This is a genomic window from Halolamina pelagica, from assembly GCF_900115675.1.
In the GTDB taxonomy this organism is placed as follows: Archaea; Halobacteriota; Halobacteria; order Halobacteriales; family Haloferacaceae; genus Halolamina; species Halolamina pelagica.
Map to the genome: position 1 here is coordinate 327,455 of NZ_FOXI01000001.1, position 18,187 is coordinate 345,641.

Consider the following 18,187-nt stretch of genomic DNA (forward strand, 5'->3'; position numbering starts at 1 on the left):
AAGCGCCGAGATTTATACGCCATCCGCGAGCAGCGTGGGTATGGCCGACCCAGATCGCCCGCCCGAGGCCGCCGGGGGGATCGTCTTCTTCCGAACCGAGCACCGCGAGCAGGTGGTCGCCTGGTACCGCGAAACCGTCGGCGCGGAGACGTGGCTCGAACAGCCGGGCTGTACGATCCTCGATTTCGAGGGGTTCCGGTTCGGCTTCTGTGACGCCGAGTACACGGAGAGCGAGGGGATCCTGACGTTCGTCTACGACGACGCCGCGGCCGTCGACGCGATGCACGAGCGCGTCGGTGACGCGGCCGACGAGGCGCCACACGAGAACGGGACGTACGACATCTACCAGTTCTTCGCGGCCGACCCGGACGGCCGGACGGCGGAGTTCCAGACGTTCCGCTAGCCGTCGACTGCCGACAGGAGTTCGTCGACCTCCGCCTCGGTGTTGAACACGTGCACCGACGCCCGGACCGCGTCGGGATCGGGGAGCGTCCGCACGTAGATGTCCGCCTCGGCGAGTCGTTCGACCGTGGCCTCGGGGTCGTCGACGGCGAAGGTGACCAGCCCGGACTCGTACGCCTCGGGCGAGATGAGTCGGTCACCCAGCCCCGCTTTCAGTCGGTTCGAGAGGCGCTCGATCTCGGACTGGATCGTGTCGAACCCGAGCTCTTGGACGATCTCGATCGCGGCCTCCGCGCCGACGTAGGGCGCGGGACTCGTGGTGCCGACCTCGAACCGCATCGCGCCGGGTTTGAACGCCGGGTCGTCGGCGCCCGGTGACTCGACGGAACGGTAGCCGACCTGCGCCGGGCGGAGCGTCTCGGCCACCTCGCGGTCGACGTAGAGCACGCCCGCACCCCACGGGCCGAGCAGCCACTTGTGACAGGCGCCGACGACGAAGTCGGCGCCCCACTCGCGAACGTCGAGCGGCCGTTGCCCGAACGTCTGGACGGCGTCGACGAGCACGAGACAGTCGTGCTCGTGGGCGATCTCGACGATCTCCGCGATCGGGAGCCGGGTGCCGTAGTTCCACGTGATCGAACTCAGACAGAGCAGCCGCGCGTCCTCGACCGCCGCGGCCAAGGCGTCCAGATCGACGCGCCCGCCGTCGGTCTCGAGGACGCGAACGTCCACGCCCCGGTCCCGAAGGTTCCACCACGGGAGGATCCCGGCGCTGTGTTCCAGGTCCGTCCGAACGACCGTGTCGCCGGGCTCCCAGTCGATCGCCGCGGCGGCCCGGGCGATGCCGTCCGAGGTGCTCTCGGTGAGCGCGATCTCCTCGGGATCGGCGTTGAGGAAGTCGGCGAACGTCTCGCGGGCGCCGTCCAGCGCGCCGAAGGCGGCGGGGTAGGCGCCCTCGGTCACGGGCGCCTCAGTCTCGTGGTAGGCGACGAACTCGCCGACGGCATCGACGACTGTCTGGCTCGCGGGCCCTGACGCGCCCGTGTTGAGGTAGGTGCCCTCCTCGCAGACGGGAACGTCGGCTCGCAGGTCCTCCGGAGTCATAGTTTCGCTCGCGTCCGAAGCGACGTGAATCTGCCGCAACGGTCAGTCGACGCGCCGGACGCGGTCGGCATCGACGGCGACCCCGGGCGAGTAGTGCGCCAGCGGGTCGGTGTCGGGACGCTCGAACCCGTTGACTTCGAACAGGTTCGTCGAGCGAAGGTCGAGATCGGCCTCGTACACGCCCCAGGGGAGGTGTTCCACGTCGCCGTAGAACAGGCCGGAATCGGTCGCGTTGCCGGCCACGTCACCCTCCGCGAGGTAGAACCGGTAGTTCTCCACGAGGAAGCGTTCGAGCGACCCCGTCTCGGGGAGGGACCGATCCCCGTCGGGGCCGTAGCCCGCGTCGAAGTACGCGTCCGGTTCGCCGGCGTGTGCGCGGTGACTGACGAAGTCGACGCGGCGCTCGTGGGGACCGGTCTCGCCGGGGTACGCGCCGTGGCGGTCGATCTCCATGTGGGCGCGGTAGTACGGGAGCCGGTAGAACTGGCGCGCGATCCGGACGCTGATCCGGTCGGCCGCGTCGAGGTTGAAGAAGTAGATCCCCTCGCCGCCGTCGGGTCCCTCGACGTACGTCCGGAGGTTCACTTCGCCGAAGGTGAACCCCAGCGCCCCCGGAACGCCCCGTGGCCGGATGTCCTCCATCACGAAGGCGACGATGCCCAGCCACGCGCTGTCGTCGTGGGTGCGGACTGTGAGTCCCGGCGGCAGTCGGTCCTCGACGACGGCGGCGTCGACGGGCCAGTGGGCGAACAGCGCGTCCCGCCAGGCCATCGAGACGTAGCGGCGTTCCATACCGGTCGTACGGCCGTCGTCCCTTTGCCGGTGTCGGTGGGATGAGTCAAACGGTTCTTTGTGGCTAGCCAACCCTTTAGCGGGTCCCCCACACAGAGGTCGGTATGCAACGGAACCGTGCACTCGCCGCGGTCGCGTTGGCCTGCCTGCTCGTGCTCGCGGGCTGTACGGGCGCCGGCAACGGCGGCGACGGCGCCACGCAGGCGGCGCTCGGCGGCGACGAACCCGACTACGAACAGGCGACCGGAACGCCGGTCGAGGAGGACTCGGCGGCGTCGGCGAGCGACCGGATGCGGATCTACACCGCCCGGCTCACCGTCCGCGTCGAGGCGTTCGACGCGAGCCGGTCGAACCTCTCGGCGGCCGTCGACGCACAGGGCGGCTACGTCGGGAGCTCCCAGATCTCCACTAGCGAGCGCGGTGACGAGACCTACCGCGACGGGCGGTTCACCTACCGCGTCCCCGCGGAGAACTACTCCGCGTTCCTCGACGCCGCCCGCGCGGAGGGGACGGTCGTCCACGAGGAGGAGAACGTCCAGGACGTGACCGGGCAGCACGCCGACCTCGAAGCCCGACTGGCGAACCTCCGCGCGGAGCGCGACCGACTGCGCGAACTATACGAGCAGGCAAACGACACCGAGGACGTGCTGGCGGTCCAGCGCGAACTCTCGGACGTGCAGGGCGAGATCGAGTCGACCGAGGCCCGCCTCGAGGCGCTGGAGAACCGCGTCGCCTACGCGACCGTGACCGTCGAACTCCGCGAGGAGCGTCCGGACGTCGACTACGACACCGACAACTGGTACGACACCGGCGTCGTCGCCGCCTTCCTCGAGTCGGTCGACGGCGCGATCGTCGCGCTCCGGGCGCTGGTGGTCGGGATCGCGTACGCCCTCCCCTACCTGATCGCCTTCGGCGTGCCGCTGTTCGCGCTCGGGATCGTGTTCAAGCGGTTCGTCGTCGGCGGGCGGCCTTCGATCCGCGGCGGCGACGCGGGCGACGAGGACGAGCCATCCAGCGAGGCGGAGCCGCCGAGCGACGACGAGTCCGAGTAGCGCCCCCGCTTCCGCTTGCCGAACCCTTTTCGCGGTGCCGGCTAACCTCGCGGGTGATGAGCGAACTCCTACTCGACGCGTACTACGACCTCACGCAGGTCGGCGAGGTCGCCGTCTCCCCGGACGGGGAGCGGGCAGCCTTCACGACCACCGAGTACGACCCCGACGCGGACGAGTCCGTCGCGTCGCTGTTCGTCGCTCCCACCGACGGCAGCCGCGACCCCCACCGACTCACTCGCGTCTCCGGCGCCTCCAGCCCGACGTGGTCGCCGGACGGTGACCGCCTCGCCTTCCTTGCGTCCCGCGACGAGGACAACGACCTCCGGGTCGGCCGGGAGGCCGAAGACGAAGAGGACGAGGAGGAAGAGGAGGAAGAAGCGGACGCGAACGGCGGCAACGGCGACGAGGAGCCGAAGTCGCAGGTCTGGGCGTTCGACCTCGCGCTGGGGGGCGACGCCGCCCAGATCACGGACTTCGAGGAGGGCGTCCGCGAGTTCGACTGGGCACCCGACGGCGAGCGACTGGTCGTCACCGCCCGCGATCCGACCGACGCCGAGTCGGAATACCTCGAAGAGCGCCGCGACGGCGGCCCGGTCGAGACCGAGCGCGTCCAGCACAAGCTCGACGGCGTCGGCTACCTCGACACCGTCACCAGCTACCTGTTCGTGGTGGGCGAGGACGCCGTGCTCGGCGACGACGCGGCCGACGCCGACTCGGCCCGCAAGCTCGAGGACGCCTACGGCCGCGGCGCGTTCGAGGGGCTGAGCGGCCTCCAGCCAGACTGGGGCGCCGGCGGCGAGATCGCCTTCGTCTCCTACCGCGGCGACGACCCCGACAGCACGCTCGTCACCGACGTGTTCACGGTCCCGCCCGAGGGCGGCGACGCGACGGCGATCACCGACGGCGACCTGACCTGCAACACGCCGACGTGGTCGCCCGACGGCGAGCGGCTCGCGTTCTCGGCGGGCGACGACACGAACTGGTGCATCCCGACGGAGGCCCGCGTCTGGGACGGCGATGAGCACGTCCCGGTCACGGGCGACCTCGACCGGACGCTCGCGCGGGGCTCGTCGTTCGAGTGGGTCGACGACGGGACGTTCTACACGCTGGTCGGCGACGAGGCCCGGACCCGGATCCTCGAGTGCGACGCGGCCGCGGCCGACTGGGAGCGGACGTTCGAGGCCCAGGGCGACGACCGCGCGGTCTCGGGGCTCTCCATCGACGGCGACACCGCGGCGCTCGGGCTCTCTCACCCGAGCGAGGGGCACGACCCCTACGCGCTGCCAGTCGACGACCTCGCGGCCGACGAGGAGCCCGACTCCCTGACGCGGCTCGCCGAACTCAACGACGACCTCACCGACGAGTACGAGATGCCCGAGGTCCGGCGGGTCACCTTCGAGAACGACGGCTGGGAGCTTTCCGGCGTGCTCTACAACCCGCCCGACTACGAACCGGGCGAGTCCGACCCGGCGCCGACGGTGTGTGCGATCCACGGCGGCCCCGTCTCCTACGACGAGCCGGTGTTCGACTTCACCCACGCCGCCTTCACCTCGCGTGGCTACCTCGTCTTCCGCCCGAACTACCGCGGCGGCTCCTCGTTCGGCCGGAAGTTCTGCGAGACGCTCCACGGCCAGTGGGGGACCGTCGAGGCAAGCGACATCGCCGCCGGCGTCGAGGACCTCGTCGACCGCGGCTGGACCGACCCCGACCGCGTGTTCGGCCACGGCTTCTCCTACGGCGGCATCGCGCAGGGCTACCTGGTCACGCAGTACCCCGACCTGTTCACCGCCGCGGCGCCGGAGCACGGGATCTACGACCTGCGCTCGGCCTACGGCACCGACGACTCCCACATCTGGATGGAGAACGAGTACGGCTACCCGTGGGAGAACCAGGACGCGATCGACGCCTCCTCCGCGATTAACGATATCGGGAACGTGGAGACGCCGCTTCTGGTCGCCGCCGGCGGGGAGGACTGGCGCTGTCCGCCTTCCCAGTCCGAGCAGCTCTACGTCGCCGCCCAGCAGGCCGGCGCGGAGTGTCGGCTCGTGGTCTACGGCGACGAGCACCACAACGTCGGCGACCCGGACCGCGCGATCCACCGGCTGGAGGAGATCACGTCGTGGTACCGCCGCCACGACCCCGAAGTGACGGATCCGGACGCCGAGGACCCCCACGGCCGCGAGTCCGAGGAGTAGTCACTCCTGCTGCCACTCTCTGCGAGCCTGTTCGAGCTCGTCGGCCCCACGCTGACCGTGAAGCGTGGGTGCGCCGAACCCCGCCAGCACGGCGACGAACGCGAGGACGGCGAGCACCGAGAGCAGCGGCGTCGGCTGCCCGAGCAGCGTCGCGCCCACCCCCGAAAGCCAGAGCAGGAACGCGTAGATACCGGCCAGAAGAAGGGAAATCAGCACGCCTAACCCGTCGAACGCCCGGACCGCGTAGCCGAGCGTCGCCGCCACGAAGACGAACGGTAGCGGCGCGAACGCCCGCAGCGCGAACCCCTCACCGACGGCGAAAGCGACCGCGACGAACAGCACGGCGAGCAGCGGCACCAGCCGGAGGAGTGCCGCCCAGAACGACCAGTACGTCACCGGCCGACCGACGGTCAGCCAGCGGTTGAGTCGCTCCGGGAGCCACGAGACGCTGGTCATGGCGCTTCCCACGGGTGGAGGGACCTAAAACGTGTTCGTTGGATTACCCGTCGCCGTTCTCGTCGACGATCACGACCTCGCCGTCCTCGACGCGGACGTTGATGAGGGACTTGTAGTCGACCTCGCCGTCGAGTTCGTTCTCGCCGGCCTTCTTGATCACCGTGAGCACGTCGGTCACGTCGGCGCCGATCCCGTCGAGCGCCTCACATATCGCCGAGAGCGTGCCGCCCGTCGAGAGCACGTCGTCGATCACCAGCACTCGGTCGCCCGCCTGGACGTCGTTGATGTACATCTCCGACTCCGAGTAGCCGGTCTGCTGGGAGAGCGAGACTTCGCCCTCGAGGCCGTACTGTCGCTTGCGGATCACGACGATGGGCACGTCGCTCATCAGCGAGAGCGCGGTGGAGATGTGGATGCCCATCGCCGCCGGGGTGACGATCTTGTCGACGTCCTCGAGTTCGACCTTGCGGCAGATCTTGATGACGATCTCCCGGAGGAGACTCGGCTGCAGCGTCGGCACCCCGTCGCTGATGGGGTGGACGAAGTACTCGTACTCGCCTTTCTCGATGATCGGCGCTTCGAGGAGCGACCGACGGAGTTGATCCATGTCGCTCGTTCCGGAGGTGAGGGGTAAAACGTGGCGGTCTGCGACGGTGAGCCGACCGGCGTTACGACTCCTCCACCCGTCCCTGTTCGTCGTCGACGAGGCTCGGGTGGGTGCGCTGGCGCTCCCCGTGCGCCTCGGCGAAGTACTCCCGCATCGCCGCGCTGGACTCGGCCTCGCGGGCCGCTCGCTCGGTGTCGTCGATCTCCTCACAGCCCGGCGGCACCTCCCGCCCGCGGTCGGTGAAGTACCCCTCCGGGACGACCCAGTCGTGGTAGAACGGCGTCTCGGAGTCGTGGATCAGCGTGATCGCGGTCCGCGCTCCGTCCCCGGCCGCGACGGTCGCCTGGTGGTACCGCTCCGCGAGCCGGCCGGCGGCGTAGAGGCCGTCGACGCTCGTGCGCCCGTCCTCGTCGTCCTCGAGGAACGCCTTACTCCCCGCGGCGCGGATCTCCAGTCCCACCGGGTCGAGGTAGTCGGTGTCGGCCCACGAGGCGGCGATCACGCGGTCGGCGTAGGTTTCCGTGCCGTCCTCGGCGATCGCGAGAAAGCCCGGCGCATCGTCGATCTCGGCCCGCTGGAGTTCGACGATCCGGCCGTCGACGAGATCGGCGCCGTTTCGAGTCGCCTGCGCGTGGAGCATGTCCGCGAACAGCCGCGGGTTGACGCCCGCGGGAAAGCCCGGGAAGTTCTCCAGGTGGGCGTTCCGGCGCAGGATCGACTCGCCGCCGTCGTACACCAGCGTGTCGAGGCCGGCGCGGGCGGTGTAGACCGCCGCCGTCAGGCCGGCGACCCCGCCGCCGACGATCAGGACCTCGCGGTGTAGTGGCTCGTCGTTGTGTCGGGTTCCGGTTGGGTCGGACATGGCCGTCGAGAGAACGGGTGCCGGGTTAGGAACTTCGGAGTTCCGGGAAGCCGTTGCGCCCGACCCACAGCACGACGTTCGCGCCAACCAGCGCGTAGACGAGGTAGCCGTCGCTCAGGATCCCGGCGCAGACTACTGCCCCGGCCAGCAGCACCGGCGGCGCCGAGAGGCTGCCGTCGCGGTCGTGCGTGACGGCGGCCCAGACCACCGTGCCCGCCGCGACGCAGCCGAGCAACGCGTTCCCGAGGACGAACACGCTCGGCAGAAAGACGGCGAGCGCCCCGACCGCGACCAGCCACTTGGTCGTCGTCTCCACTGTCCCGACGTTCCGGGTTCGCGGGGGTAAGAGTTCCTACTGACCCCCCGCTGGCGAACAGGGGGTGCTTTCCGTCCCGGAGCGACACACCCCACGATCGCTCCCCGCTCCGGGTCGCTCTCAGACCACGGTGCGGGTGGTCGCCCCATCGTAGTTGAAAGATAGGCCGCAGGGAGTTTGCAGGTTTCGCCGGATCAGTCGTCGTCCGCGTCGGCGTCTTCGAGCATGTCCGTCCGTTCGGCCGCCCGTTCGCGGGCCCGCTGAACGAACTCGTCGGGGAGGTCGTCGATCTCGCCGGCCTGGACGCCCCAGAGCTTGGCGTAGAGCCCGTCGGTCTCGATGAGTTCGTCGTGGTCGCCCCGTTCGACGATCTCGCCGTCCTCCAGCACGAGGATCTGGTCGGCGTCCCGAACCGTCGAGAGCCGGTGGGCGATCACGAACGTCGTGCGGTCCTCGCTCAGCCGGTCGAGGCTGCGCTGGATCAGCATCTCGGTCTCGGTGTCAACCGCGCTGGTTGCCTCGTCGAGCACGAGGATCTCGGGGTCCTGCAGGATCGTTCGCGCGATCGAGAGCCGTTGCTGCTGGCCGCCGGAGAGCTTCACGCCGCGCTCGCCGATCCGGGTGTCGTAGCCCTGCGGGAGCGACTCGATGAACTCGTGTGCCTCAGCGGCTTTCGCGGCGTCGACGACCGCCTCGCGGTCGGCGTCGAAGCGGCCGTAACGGATGTTCTCGGCGACGGTGCCGTCGAACAGGAACGTCGACTGCGAGACGTAGCCGATCGTCGAGCGCAGGCTCTCCAGCGACAGGTTCCGCACGTCGTGGCCGTCGATGCGGACCTCGCCGTCGACGGGATCGTAGAGCCGCATCAGCAGTTTGAGGAGCGTCGACTTCCCGGCCCCCGTGGGCCCGACGAAGGCGACGGTCTCGCCGGGTTCGGCCTCGAAGTTCACGTCCTCCAGCACCATCTCCTCGGGCTCGTCGTCCTCGACGCCCATGTAGCCGAAGTCGACGTGGTCGTACTCGACGCGTCCCTCGGGGTCGTCGAGGGCGACTGGGTCCTCGGCCTCGGTGATCATCGACGGGATGTCCATCAGCCCGAAGATGCGCTCGCTGGAGGCCTTGGCGTTCTCGTACTGGTCGACGATGTTCGACACCTGCGACAGCGGCGTGACGAACCGCTGGGTCATGAAGAGGAACGTGACGAACTCCCCGGTGTCGAGATCGCCGGTGAGCATCCACGGCGCCTCGCCCTGGAAGATCCAGAGGCCGCCGACGATGAACGTCACCGCGAAGGAGAGCCCGGCCAGCATCTCCATCCCCGGGCGGTAGACGTAGTTGAGCCGCAGCACCGCCATCGTGTCCCGGAAGTAGCGCCAGGAGGCGCCCTCGACGCGCTCGGTCTCGTAGGACTCGGTGCCGCTAGTTTTGACCAGTTCGACGCCCGAGAGCGCGTTCTCCAGGCGCGTGTTGAGGTTGCCGACGCTGGCCCGCCGATCGACGTAGCGAGGCTCGACGGCCTTCATGAACCAGACCGTCAGTCCGAACAGCGCGGGCACCGCCACGAGCGTCACGAGCGCGAGCTGCCAGTTGAGCGAGAACAGGATGAACGCGATCCCGAGGATCATCACCGAGAGCCGCACCGAGTTCTGGAGCCCGTTGTCGAGGAAGTTCTCCAGGTTGTTGGCGTCGTTGTTCAGCACCGACATGACCTCGCCGGTCTGCTTGTCGTCGAAGAAGGTCATGTCCAGCCGCTGCATCGTGGAGAAGCTGTCCGTCCGGACGGCGTGCATCACGCGATGGGCGAAGTTGTTGGCGGCGACGCCGTAGACCCACGTGAACAGGCCGGTCACGACGAACGCGACGACGATCACCTGCACCGAGAACCAGAACTGGACGCCGTCGGCGGTCGGGAGCCACGCGTTCGGCACCAGCGGGAGCGTGTACGGCGAGTCGCCGTCGATCACGCTGTCGATCGCCACCCCCAGCACGAGCGGCGGGAGCAGGCTCGCACCCCGGCCGATGACGTTCGCGATCATCCCGACGACCATCCACTTCAGTCGCCCGGGGCCGTACTCCATGAACAGCCGATAGAGCGGTCGCTCGACGCGCTCGCGGTAGACGTCGAACACACTCCCCTCTTCCGCACTCATTACGAAGCGAAACCCATCGGCCCCAAAAGAACCCATCGAAGCCGGACCTCGGACGGCGGTCGTCGGCGCCGCCGTCGTTCGAACCCACGACGCTAAGACCCTCGCGCTGCGTGGCTGGGGCATGGAGCGTCTCACCGTGGGGACGGTGGTCTATCGCCCCGCCGAGGAGGTGTACGAGTTCCTCAGGGAGTTCCCGGGGTACGCGAACTACTCCGAGTACCTCGACCGGGTCGACGAGCTCGATCCCGCCTCCGGCGAGCGCGCCCGCTACGCGCTGCGGTTCGCGTGGTGGAAACTCGAGTACACCGCGCGGTCGGCGGTCACCGAACTGGTCGAGAACGAACGAATCGAGTGGGAGCTACTGGGTGATTTCGACGCCGGCGGCCGCTGGCTGGTCGCCGAGTGCGACCTCCCCGAGGACGCCCCCGAGTGGGCGGAGACGGCGACGGCGGTTCGGTTCGAGGTGGAGTACGCCCCGGAGACCGCTCACTCCGGGCTCGTCGACCTCCCGCGACTGGTGTCGCTCGACCGGGTGATCGAGAAGGTGAAGCCGCTGATCGAGCGGGAGGCCGAGACCGTCGTCGAGCGTGCGGTCGCCGACCTCGAGGGCGAGCGGCGATCGGTCGAGTTGACCGTCGAGACGGGCGACGGCGCGGAACACGCGCCGTTCCCTCCCGAAGAGAAAGGGTGATACGGTGTCGGTTTGTGGTTTCGAGCGAGTGAGTAATCCGTGCGCGTGATCATCGTCGGCGCCGGTCAGGTGGGAGAGAGCATCGCTGCCGACCTGAGCGACGCCCACGACGTGGTGATCGTCGAGCAGGACCCGGACCGCGTCGAGGAGCTCAACTACAGCCTCGACGTGCTCGCGGTGGAGGGTGACGGGACGAACGTCACGACGCTCGACGAGGTCGACGTAGCGGACGCGGACATGGTGATCGCCTCGACCGACGACGACGAGACGAACATCGTCATCTGTTCGACGGTGAAAGCCGTCTCGGACGCGTTCACCATCGCCCGCGTGAAGAACACCGAGTACCTCCGGACCTGGCGGCGGTCGACGACCGCCTTCGGGATCGACTTCATGGTCTGTACGTACCTGCTGGCCGCGGAGTCGATCGTGCGCGTCGTCGGCCTGCCCGCGGCGCGCGACGCGGACACGTTCGCCGACGGGCGCGTCGAGATGGCGGAGTTCGACGTCGACTCGGGATCGCCGGTAGCCGGGCAGACCGTGGCGGAGGCCGACACCTACGACTCCCTGACGTTCGCCGCGGTGGTCCGCGACGAGGAGATGCTGATCCCCACCGGGGGCACCGACATCCGGGCCGGCGATCGGCTGGTGGTCATCGGCACCCCGCGAAGCGTCCGCTCGTTCGCCGGGGACGTGGCGCCCGAGGAGGACGCCCTCTCCGGCGACGTGGTGATCATCGGCGGCAGCGAGATCGGCTACCACGTCGCGCGGATGCTCTCGGATCGGGGCATCTCCGCGCGCCTGATCGAGCAGGACACCGAGCGCGCGCGGTGGTTGGCCGAGAAGCTCCCCGACACGATGGTGATGGAGACCGACGCCACCGACATCGAGTTCCTCGAACGCGAACACGTCGGTGACGCCGAGGTCGTCGTCGCCGCGCTGGACTCCGACGAGAAGAACTTGCTCGCGTCGCTACTGGCCCAGCGGGTCGGCGCCGAACGCAGCGTCGCCGTGATCGACCAGGCTGACTACGTCGACCTGTTCGAGGCCGTCGGGATCGACGTGGGGATCAACCCCCGCGAGGTCGTCGCCGAGGAGATCACGAGGTTCACCCGCGACGGTGGGGCCGAGAACATCGCGCTGATCGAGAACGGGCGGGCGGAGGTCCTGGAGATCGAGATCACGTCCGACAGTCCGCTGGTGGGCGAGCCCATCCGCGAGTCGGTCCAGTCGCTCCCGGCCGACGTGGTCATCGGCGCCATCACCCGCCAGGGGGAGTACGTCGTCCCGCGGGGCGAGACGGTGATCGAGTCCGGCGACCACGTCGTGCTGTTCGTCGACAGCGAGCACGCGGACGACGTGTCGTCCCGCCTATAGCCGTCGTCGAAACAGTAGTTTGAAGCGTCGTAGGGGTTTTCCTCCGGGCAACCGTGTCGATACGCGTCGACTATCGTGCCAGTCTGAGCCTCGTCGGGACGGTGCTGAAGTACCTCTCCGTCCCGCTACTCGTCCCAGTAGTCGTCGCGCTCGTGTACGGCGAGACGCTCGCACCCTTCCTGCCGACGATGGCCGTGACGTTCCTGGTCGGTACCGGGCTCGAACGGCTCCGTCCCGATCCGGACATCCGGGCCCGTGAGGGGTTCCTGATGGTCGCGACGACGTGGATCGCCGTCGCGCTGGTCGGGACGCTCCCGTACCTCATCGAGGCCCACGGGATCCCCCTGCTGGTGGAGCCGATCCACCCCGGATCGACGCTCGGCAACCCCGCGAACGCCCTGTTCGAGGCGATGTCCGGGTTCACCACGACCGGCGCAACCGTGCTGGGGAGCATCAACGTCACCGATCACACCCGGGGCGTGATGATCTGGCGCCAGCTCACCCAGTGGCTGGGCGGGATGGGGATCGTCGTGCTCGCGGTCGCGATCCTCCCCGAACTCTCCGTCGGCGGCGCGCAGTTGATGGACGCCGAAGCCCCCGGCCCCGGCATCGAGAAGCTGACGCCGAAGATCGCCGAGACCGCCCGCGTGCTCTGGGGCGCGTACTTCGTGATCACCGTCGTCGAGATCCTGCTGCTGTCCGGGCTGGACCTGGCCGGGATGGCCGGCCCGAACATGGACGCCTACAACGCCGTCGCCCACGGGCTGACGACGATGCCCACCGGCGGGTTCTCGCCGCAGGCCCGCTCGATCGAGGCGTTCTCCGCCGCCGTCCAGTGGGTGATCATCCCCTTCATGGTGATCGCGGGCACCAACTTCGCGCTCGTCTGGCACGCGGTCTCGGGGTCGCCGGGGAAGGTCTGGCGGGACACGGAGTTCCGCGGGTTCCTGGGGGCGATGGCGGTGCTGACGGCGATCATCACCGGCCTGCTGTTCACGGGCGGCTTCGCTGCCGGCGTTCCCGAGGGCGCGACGTTCGACGCCGCTTACCTGCAGGAGTACGCGACGACGCTCACGGGGACCCTCGAACCGTCGCTGCGCCACGCGCTGTTCCAGGCGGTGTCGATCGTGACGACGACGGGGTACGCCAGCATGGACTTCGACGTGTGGGGCGCGCCGGCGCAGTACGCCCTGCTGTTCGCCATGTTCGTCGGCGGCTCGGCGGGATCGACCGGCGGGAGCGTGAAGGTCATCAGGTGGATCGTCGTGGCGAAAGTGATCCGCCGCGAACTGTTCACCAGCGCCCACCCCGAGGCGGTCCGACCCGTCCGGCTGGGCGGGAACACCCTCGACGACCGTGCGATCCGTGGCATCCTCTCGTTCACGCTGTTCTACATCACGATCTTCTTCCTCGCGTCGTTCGTCCTGTTCCTCGACACGACGCGTGCCGGCGTCGACTTCACCGTACTGGAGGTGATCTCCGGCACCGCGTCGACGCTGGGCAACGTCGGGCCGGCGTTCTACCGCCTCGGCCCGATGGGGAGCTACCTCGGGTTCCCGGACAGTTCGAAGCTGTTCATGGTGGTGCTGATGTGGGCCGGGCGACTCGAGATCCTGCCGCTGCTGGTCTGTCTCACGCCGGAGTACTGGCGGCGATAAGGCTGCGGCCCCCGGCCGGGCTACGCCGCCTCGGGCTCCTCGTCGAGGTCTTCGATCTCCGAACCCGGCGCGTTCAGCTTGAACCGGTCGACGGCGTTCTCGGCTTTGGACTTCCCCGCGTAGCCCTCGCTGCCGGTGGCGACGATCTGGCCGTTGCGGTGGCGGAGCCGCCAGCGGAACTCGCCCGCGTTGTCCTCGTACACCTCGAACGCCGCGGGGCCGATGTCAAGCACGTCGGCCTCGGGGGCGTACTCCCGCACGCGCTCGACGGCGTCTTCGACGCCAGACTTCCGGCTGTACCCCTCGCCGCCGTCGGCGACGATCTGCCCGTTGGCGGCCTTGAGTCGCCAGCGGTGTTCCCCCGCACTGTCCTCGTAGGTCTCGAACGTCAGCTCGTCGATCCCCTCGCGGATGCGGTCGACCGCACGGCGGGCGTCGCGGCGGCGGGTGTACCCCTCGCCGCCGTCGGCGAGCACGTTCCCGTTCCGGTGGACGAGCCGCCAGCGCCACTCGTCGGCGGCGTCCCGGTAGATCTCGAACCCGGTCGGGTCGACCCGGAGGTAGTCCGCGGGACCGGCGTGGGCCTGGACGCGCTCGATCGCGTCGCGGGCGTCCCGGCGACGGGTGTACCCTTCGCCGGCGTCGGCGACGATGTTACCGTTGTCGTGGCGGAGCCGCCAGCGGAACTCGCCCGCGTTGTCCTCGTACAGCTCGAACGTCGTCTGGGGCTCGGTCTCGTCGGGCAGTTCGAACGTCTCGCCGGCGTCGGCGAGTTCGGCCTCGGACTCGATGCGGAGCACCGTCGCCCCCAGCGCGTTGTTCCGGACGCTCTTGATCCCGTTCTGGGCGTTGTGTCGCTGCGTGTACCCCTCCCCGCTCGTCGCGATGATCTGGCCGTTGCGGTGGCGGAGCCGCCAGCGGTGTTCGCCCGCCTTGTCCTCGAAGAGTTCGAACCGCGCCTGACTCGTCTGGTGTTCCCAGAGCCGTTCGATCAGTTCGTCCCGCTCGCTCTCGGTGTCGGCGAGGTCCTCCGAGAGCGCCGTCACGGCACCGCCCAGCGTGGCGACGGCGTCGTCGGACTTCGACAACGCCCGCCTGAGTTCGGCGATCTCTGCCGCGAGGTCGGCCTCGTCGGCGGCCGTGTCCTCGAGCACGTCGTCGAGCGCCGCGAGTTCGCGCCTGAGCTCGCCCTGTTCGGTTGCGGGGGCGGGTTCGTCCAGGAGGGGCACGAACACGCCACCGGCGCCGACGACGAGCAGGCCGAGCCCGTAGATGCCGATCACCGCAGCGTTCCCGTTCCGGAGTGACCAGCCGCCGGGGAACACGACGACGAAGTAGATGACGCCGATGGCCGCGATCGTCGCGCCGACGTAGACGAGCGTCGTCGCCCGGGATCGGAGCGGCAGTCGGATGATCGGGCCGACCTGCAGCAGGATCAGTCCGACCCCGACCGCGACGATCGACAGCTGTCTGACCCCTCCCTGTGGTTCGCTCGCCAGGAACAGCAGGAGGCCGGCCACCCCGAGGACGACACCGACGACGAACAGCCAGTACCCCTGGACTTCGTCGTCGGTCTCGGGGTCGCCGACGTGGGTTCGATACAGCGACTGGAGCGTGTTCTCGTCGGATTCGTTGGTCGTCATCGTGTCTCACGGACCTGTTGGTTCTCGGAGGGCTTATAGTTCGCCCCGGGCTCCGGCGTATCGGTTTAAAGGTGAAATATCACGATTGATCATAACGGTCTCCGGCGGGTCAGGCGCCCGAATCTCGCTGGAGGGTTGCGGTTCGAAACACGAAACGGCCAGCGAAACCTTCATACGGTCCGGACTCCGCGTCTCTACCACACATGCGATCAGATGACACGGAACGGCACTTTAGTCTCAACCGACGTAGTTTGGTGAAGTCCCTCGGGGTCGCAGGGGTCGCGGGGCTCGCCGGCTGTCTGGGCGGCGACGGCACGGAGACGGAGGAGGGGACGCCCGCCCGTCCCGGCGGTACGACGACGCCTGCCGATCCGGAGAACGCACAGGAGGGCGGCGAACTGATCGCCTCCTTCGGCGCCGACGTGGCGCAGTTCGACCCGGCGAAGGCCGCCGACACCACCTCGGTGAAGGCGTTCGGCCTGACCTACGAGACGCTGCTCACCGTCGGCTTCGACGGCAGCATCAACAACGCGCTCGCCCACACCTTCGAGGAGGTCGACGACGGCGTCTTCCGTGCGGAGCTGCGTGAGGGCGTGACCTTCCACAACGGGACCGAACTCACGGCGGAGGACGTTCAGGTCACCTTCGAGCGCTACGAGGGGAAGGTCAACGCGACCGACGTGTACTCGTGGTACGAGTCCTCGGAGATCATCGACGACTACACCATCGAGTTCACGCTCAAGGGCGACTACGCCCCGCTCAAGTTCGACATCTCGGCCATTCCGATCATTCCGGCCGAGGTCGAGACCGGCGACCTCGACATCACGGAGAACCCGGTCGGGACCGGCCCCTACGAGTTCGTCGAGCACCAGCCCGACAACCTGTTCCGCATCACGCGGTACGACGACTACTGGTTCGAGGGCGACGACAGCGTGCCGGCGACGCCGCCGATCGAGGAGATCACCTACCGCGTCATCACCGAGCAGTCCGCACAGCAGGCGGCGCTCGAGGGCGGCGACATCCACCTCGCCAACACCCCGCCGGCGGCGAGCCTCGACGACTTCGCGGAGAACGAGGACTTCACGGTCAACCGCCGACTCGCCGGCGGCTACGACCTGATGTACTTCCCGACGGAAGTCGATCCCTACGGGAACGCGAAAGTCCGCCGCGGGATCTCCCGGCTGGTGCCGCGTGAGGAGATCGTCGACGCGGTGTACGAGGGACTGGGCGTCCCGGCGTACATGGCCATCTCCCAGATCTCCGCGGTGTTCGAGACCGAGGAGTGGCAGGACCTCAACGACCGACTGGGCGAGGAGTACCTCGGCTACGACCAGGAGCAGGCGAACACGCTCCTCGAGGAGGGGTTCAACGAGGCCGGCGTCGAGCCGCCGTTCGAGACCACCATCATCGTGAACCAGAACCCCCAGCGCGTCCAGTGGGTGCAGCTGATCGCCGAGAGCCTGAACAGCACCGACTACTTCGAGGTCTCGGTCGACCAGTACGAGTGGAACACGTACGTCGGCAAGATCGCCGGCGAGTCCTCGGCCAGCAACAACGAGATCATCGCGGTCGGCTGGTCCGGCGGCTGGGACCCCGACGCGTACGTCGGTGACCTCGTCGACAGCGAGCAGTTCACGCCGAACGGGTTCAACATGGGCCACTACAAGAACGAGGAAGTGGACCAGCTGCTCGAGGAAGGGACGAGCACCTACGACCTGGACGAGCGCAACCAGATCTACAAGGACCTCGTCGAGATCCTCGCCGAGGACGCGCCGATGACGTACATCCGGTTCGGTGAGGAGACCGACGTGTACGACAACAGCGTCGTGAAGGGCTTCCGGACCTACCCGATCAACGGCGGCGAGTTCAAGGGGATCTACTCGCCGGCGGACGGCGCGTTCACCTACCTCTCGCAGGAATAGCGACCTCCCCCCTCCATGTCTCTTCAACGATACCTAATCAAGCGGCTGCTGGTGATGATCCCAGTACTGCTTGGTGTAACTATACTGACGTTTTCGCTCACGAAGATGCTGCCCGGGTCGCCGGTGGACTACATCCTGCAGTTCCAGGAGACGACCCCCGGGTTGCGTGAACAGCTCCGCGCACAGTACAACCTGAACGAGCCGATATACATCCAGTACTGGCTCTGGCTTCGGGACGCGATGATGCTCGACTTCGGCGACTCGCTGATCTCCGACCGTAGCGTCTCCGGGGCGATCCTCAACCGGCTCCCGAACACGCTGCTGCTGGGCGCCATGGGCTTCGGGATCGCGATCGCGATCGGGATCCCGCTCGGCGTGGTCGCAGCCATCAACAACGGTAACACGGTCGACGAGGCCAGCCGCGTCGCGGCCCTCATCGGGATCGCGACCCCGAACTTCTGGCTCGGCCTGATGCTCCTGCTGGTGTTCAGTGTCCAACTCGGCCTGTTCCGGGTCATCCCGCCCGACAAGGCGGTGCTGAGTCCGGCGATGTTGAAGTTCGTGATCCTACCGGCGATCACCCTCGGAACGGCGTCGTCGGCGCTGATCATGCGACTGACCCGCTCCTCGATGGTCGAAGAGCTGAACAAGGACTACGTCCGCACCGCGAAGGCCAAGGGGCTCTCCGAGCGCACCGTCATCGTGAAGCACGTGCTGCGCAACTCGATGGTGTCGGTCGTGACCGTGGCGGCGATCCAGGTCGCGTTCATCGTCAACGGCTCGGTCGTCGTCGAGCAGGTGTTCTCCTGGCCCGGCGTGGGTCGACTGCTCATCGACGCGATCACCCAGCGAGACCTGCCGGTACTGCAGGCGATCGTCCTGATGATCGCCGTCACTATCGTGTTCGTCAACCTGGTTGCGGACCTCCTCTACTCGTGGCTCGATCCACGTATCCGATACTGA

General features: G+C 68.3%; 16 protein-coding genes. 8 read left to right on the top strand and 8 right to left on the bottom strand.

The genetic code is table 11. The features are described 5' to 3' along the window. Positions 1-40 precede the first annotated feature (40 nt). Positions 41-403 carry a glyoxalase gene (locus tag BMZ83_RS01750; protein ID WP_074874982.1) on the top strand — a complete coding sequence of 121 codons (363 nt, stop codon included), beginning with the start codon at positions 41-43 and terminating at the stop codon, positions 401-403. Here BMZ83_RS01750 and BMZ83_RS01755 read toward each other — a convergent pair. Beyond that, complete coding sequence (locus tag BMZ83_RS01755; RefSeq protein WP_074874984.1) at positions 400-1,506, bottom strand: aminotransferase class V-fold PLP-dependent enzyme; 1,107 nt, start codon at positions 1,504-1,506, stop codon at positions 400-402. The genes BMZ83_RS01750 and BMZ83_RS01755 overlap by 4 nt on opposite strands. Before the next feature lie 42 nt (positions 1,507-1,548). After that, complete coding sequence (locus tag BMZ83_RS01760; protein ID WP_074874986.1) at positions 1,549-2,298, bottom strand: YqjF family protein; 750 nt, start codon at positions 2,296-2,298, stop codon at positions 1,549-1,551. A gap of 104 nt (positions 2,299-2,402) precedes the next feature. Between BMZ83_RS01760 and BMZ83_RS01765 the strand changes: the two genes are divergently transcribed. After that, positions 2,403-3,350 (top strand): DUF4349 domain-containing protein, encoded by a 948-nt coding sequence (locus BMZ83_RS01765; protein WP_074874988.1) that lies wholly within the window; start codon positions 2,403-2,405, stop codon positions 3,348-3,350. A gap of 56 nt (positions 3,351-3,406) precedes the next feature. Further along, positions 3,407-5,545: a S9 family peptidase gene (locus tag BMZ83_RS01770; RefSeq protein WP_074874990.1), complete on the top strand. Its 2,139-nt coding sequence runs from the start codon at positions 3,407-3,409 to the stop codon at positions 5,543-5,545. Here the strand turns inward: BMZ83_RS01770 and BMZ83_RS01775 are convergent, their stop codons facing one another. From BMZ83_RS01775 to BMZ83_RS01795, 5 genes are all read right to left on the bottom strand, one after another. Then, on the bottom strand, positions 5,546-6,001 hold the full coding sequence (locus BMZ83_RS01775) for a hypothetical protein (protein ID WP_074874992.1): 456 nt from the start codon (positions 5,999-6,001) through the stop codon (positions 5,546-5,548). Between the two features lie 43 nt (positions 6,002-6,044). Beyond that, positions 6,045-6,608, bottom strand: coding sequence for a hypoxanthine/guanine phosphoribosyltransferase (hpt, locus tag BMZ83_RS01780; protein ID WP_074874993.1), 564 nt, complete (start codon positions 6,606-6,608; stop codon positions 6,045-6,047). 61 nt (positions 6,609-6,669) lie between these two features. After that, positions 6,670-7,470 carry an NAD(P)/FAD-dependent oxidoreductase gene (locus BMZ83_RS01785; protein ID WP_074874995.1) on the bottom strand — a complete coding sequence of 267 codons (801 nt, stop codon included), beginning with the start codon at positions 7,468-7,470 and terminating at the stop codon, positions 6,670-6,672. A gap of 25 nt (positions 7,471-7,495) precedes the next feature. Continuing rightward, positions 7,496-7,786, bottom strand: a complete 291-nt coding sequence (locus tag BMZ83_RS01790) for a hypothetical protein (RefSeq protein WP_074874997.1) — start codon at positions 7,784-7,786, stop codon at positions 7,496-7,498. A 194-nt stretch (positions 7,787-7,980) separates the two neighbouring features. Continuing rightward, the gene (locus BMZ83_RS01795) at positions 7,981-9,936 is read right to left on the bottom strand and encodes an ABC transporter ATP-binding protein (RefSeq protein ID WP_074874999.1); all 1,956 of its coding nucleotides are present in this window, start codon (positions 9,934-9,936) and stop codon (positions 7,981-7,983) included. 121 nt (positions 9,937-10,057) lie between these two features. Here BMZ83_RS01795 and BMZ83_RS01800 point away from each other — a divergent pair, with 121 nt between their 5' ends. Genes BMZ83_RS01800 through BMZ83_RS01810 form a run of 3 tightly spaced genes read left to right on the top strand, consistent with a single transcriptional unit; the run spans position 10,058 to position 13,659 of the window. After that, a complete protein-coding gene (locus tag BMZ83_RS01800; protein ID WP_074875001.1) occupies positions 10,058-10,627 on the top strand; it encodes an SRPBCC family protein in 570 nt (189 codons plus the stop codon). Positions 10,628-10,666: 39 nt separating this feature from the next. Beyond that, the gene (gene trkA, locus BMZ83_RS01805) at positions 10,667-12,001 is read left to right on the top strand and encodes a Trk system potassium transporter TrkA (RefSeq protein WP_074875003.1); all 1,335 of its coding nucleotides are present in this window, start codon (positions 10,667-10,669) and stop codon (positions 11,999-12,001) included. A 53-nt stretch (positions 12,002-12,054) separates the two neighbouring features. After that, on the top strand, positions 12,055-13,659 hold the full coding sequence (locus BMZ83_RS01810) for a TrkH family potassium uptake protein (RefSeq protein ID WP_074875006.1): 1,605 nt from the start codon (positions 12,055-12,057) through the stop codon (positions 13,657-13,659). A gap of 20 nt (positions 13,660-13,679) precedes the next feature. Here BMZ83_RS01810 and BMZ83_RS01815 read toward each other — a convergent pair whose 3' ends face one another. Continuing rightward, positions 13,680-15,302, bottom strand: a complete 1,623-nt coding sequence (locus BMZ83_RS01815; RefSeq protein WP_074875008.1) for a YegP family protein — start codon at positions 15,300-15,302, stop codon at positions 13,680-13,682. Between the two features lie 254 nt (positions 15,303-15,556). Between BMZ83_RS01815 and BMZ83_RS01820 the strand changes: the two genes are divergently transcribed. Then, complete coding sequence (locus BMZ83_RS01820) at positions 15,557-17,224, top strand: ABC transporter substrate-binding protein (RefSeq protein ID WP_074875010.1); 1,668 nt, start codon at positions 15,557-15,559, stop codon at positions 17,222-17,224. A 15-nt stretch (positions 17,225-17,239) separates the two neighbouring features. Then, positions 17,240-18,187, top strand: coding sequence for an ABC transporter permease (locus BMZ83_RS01825; protein ID WP_074875011.1), 948 nt, complete (start codon positions 17,240-17,242; stop codon positions 18,185-18,187).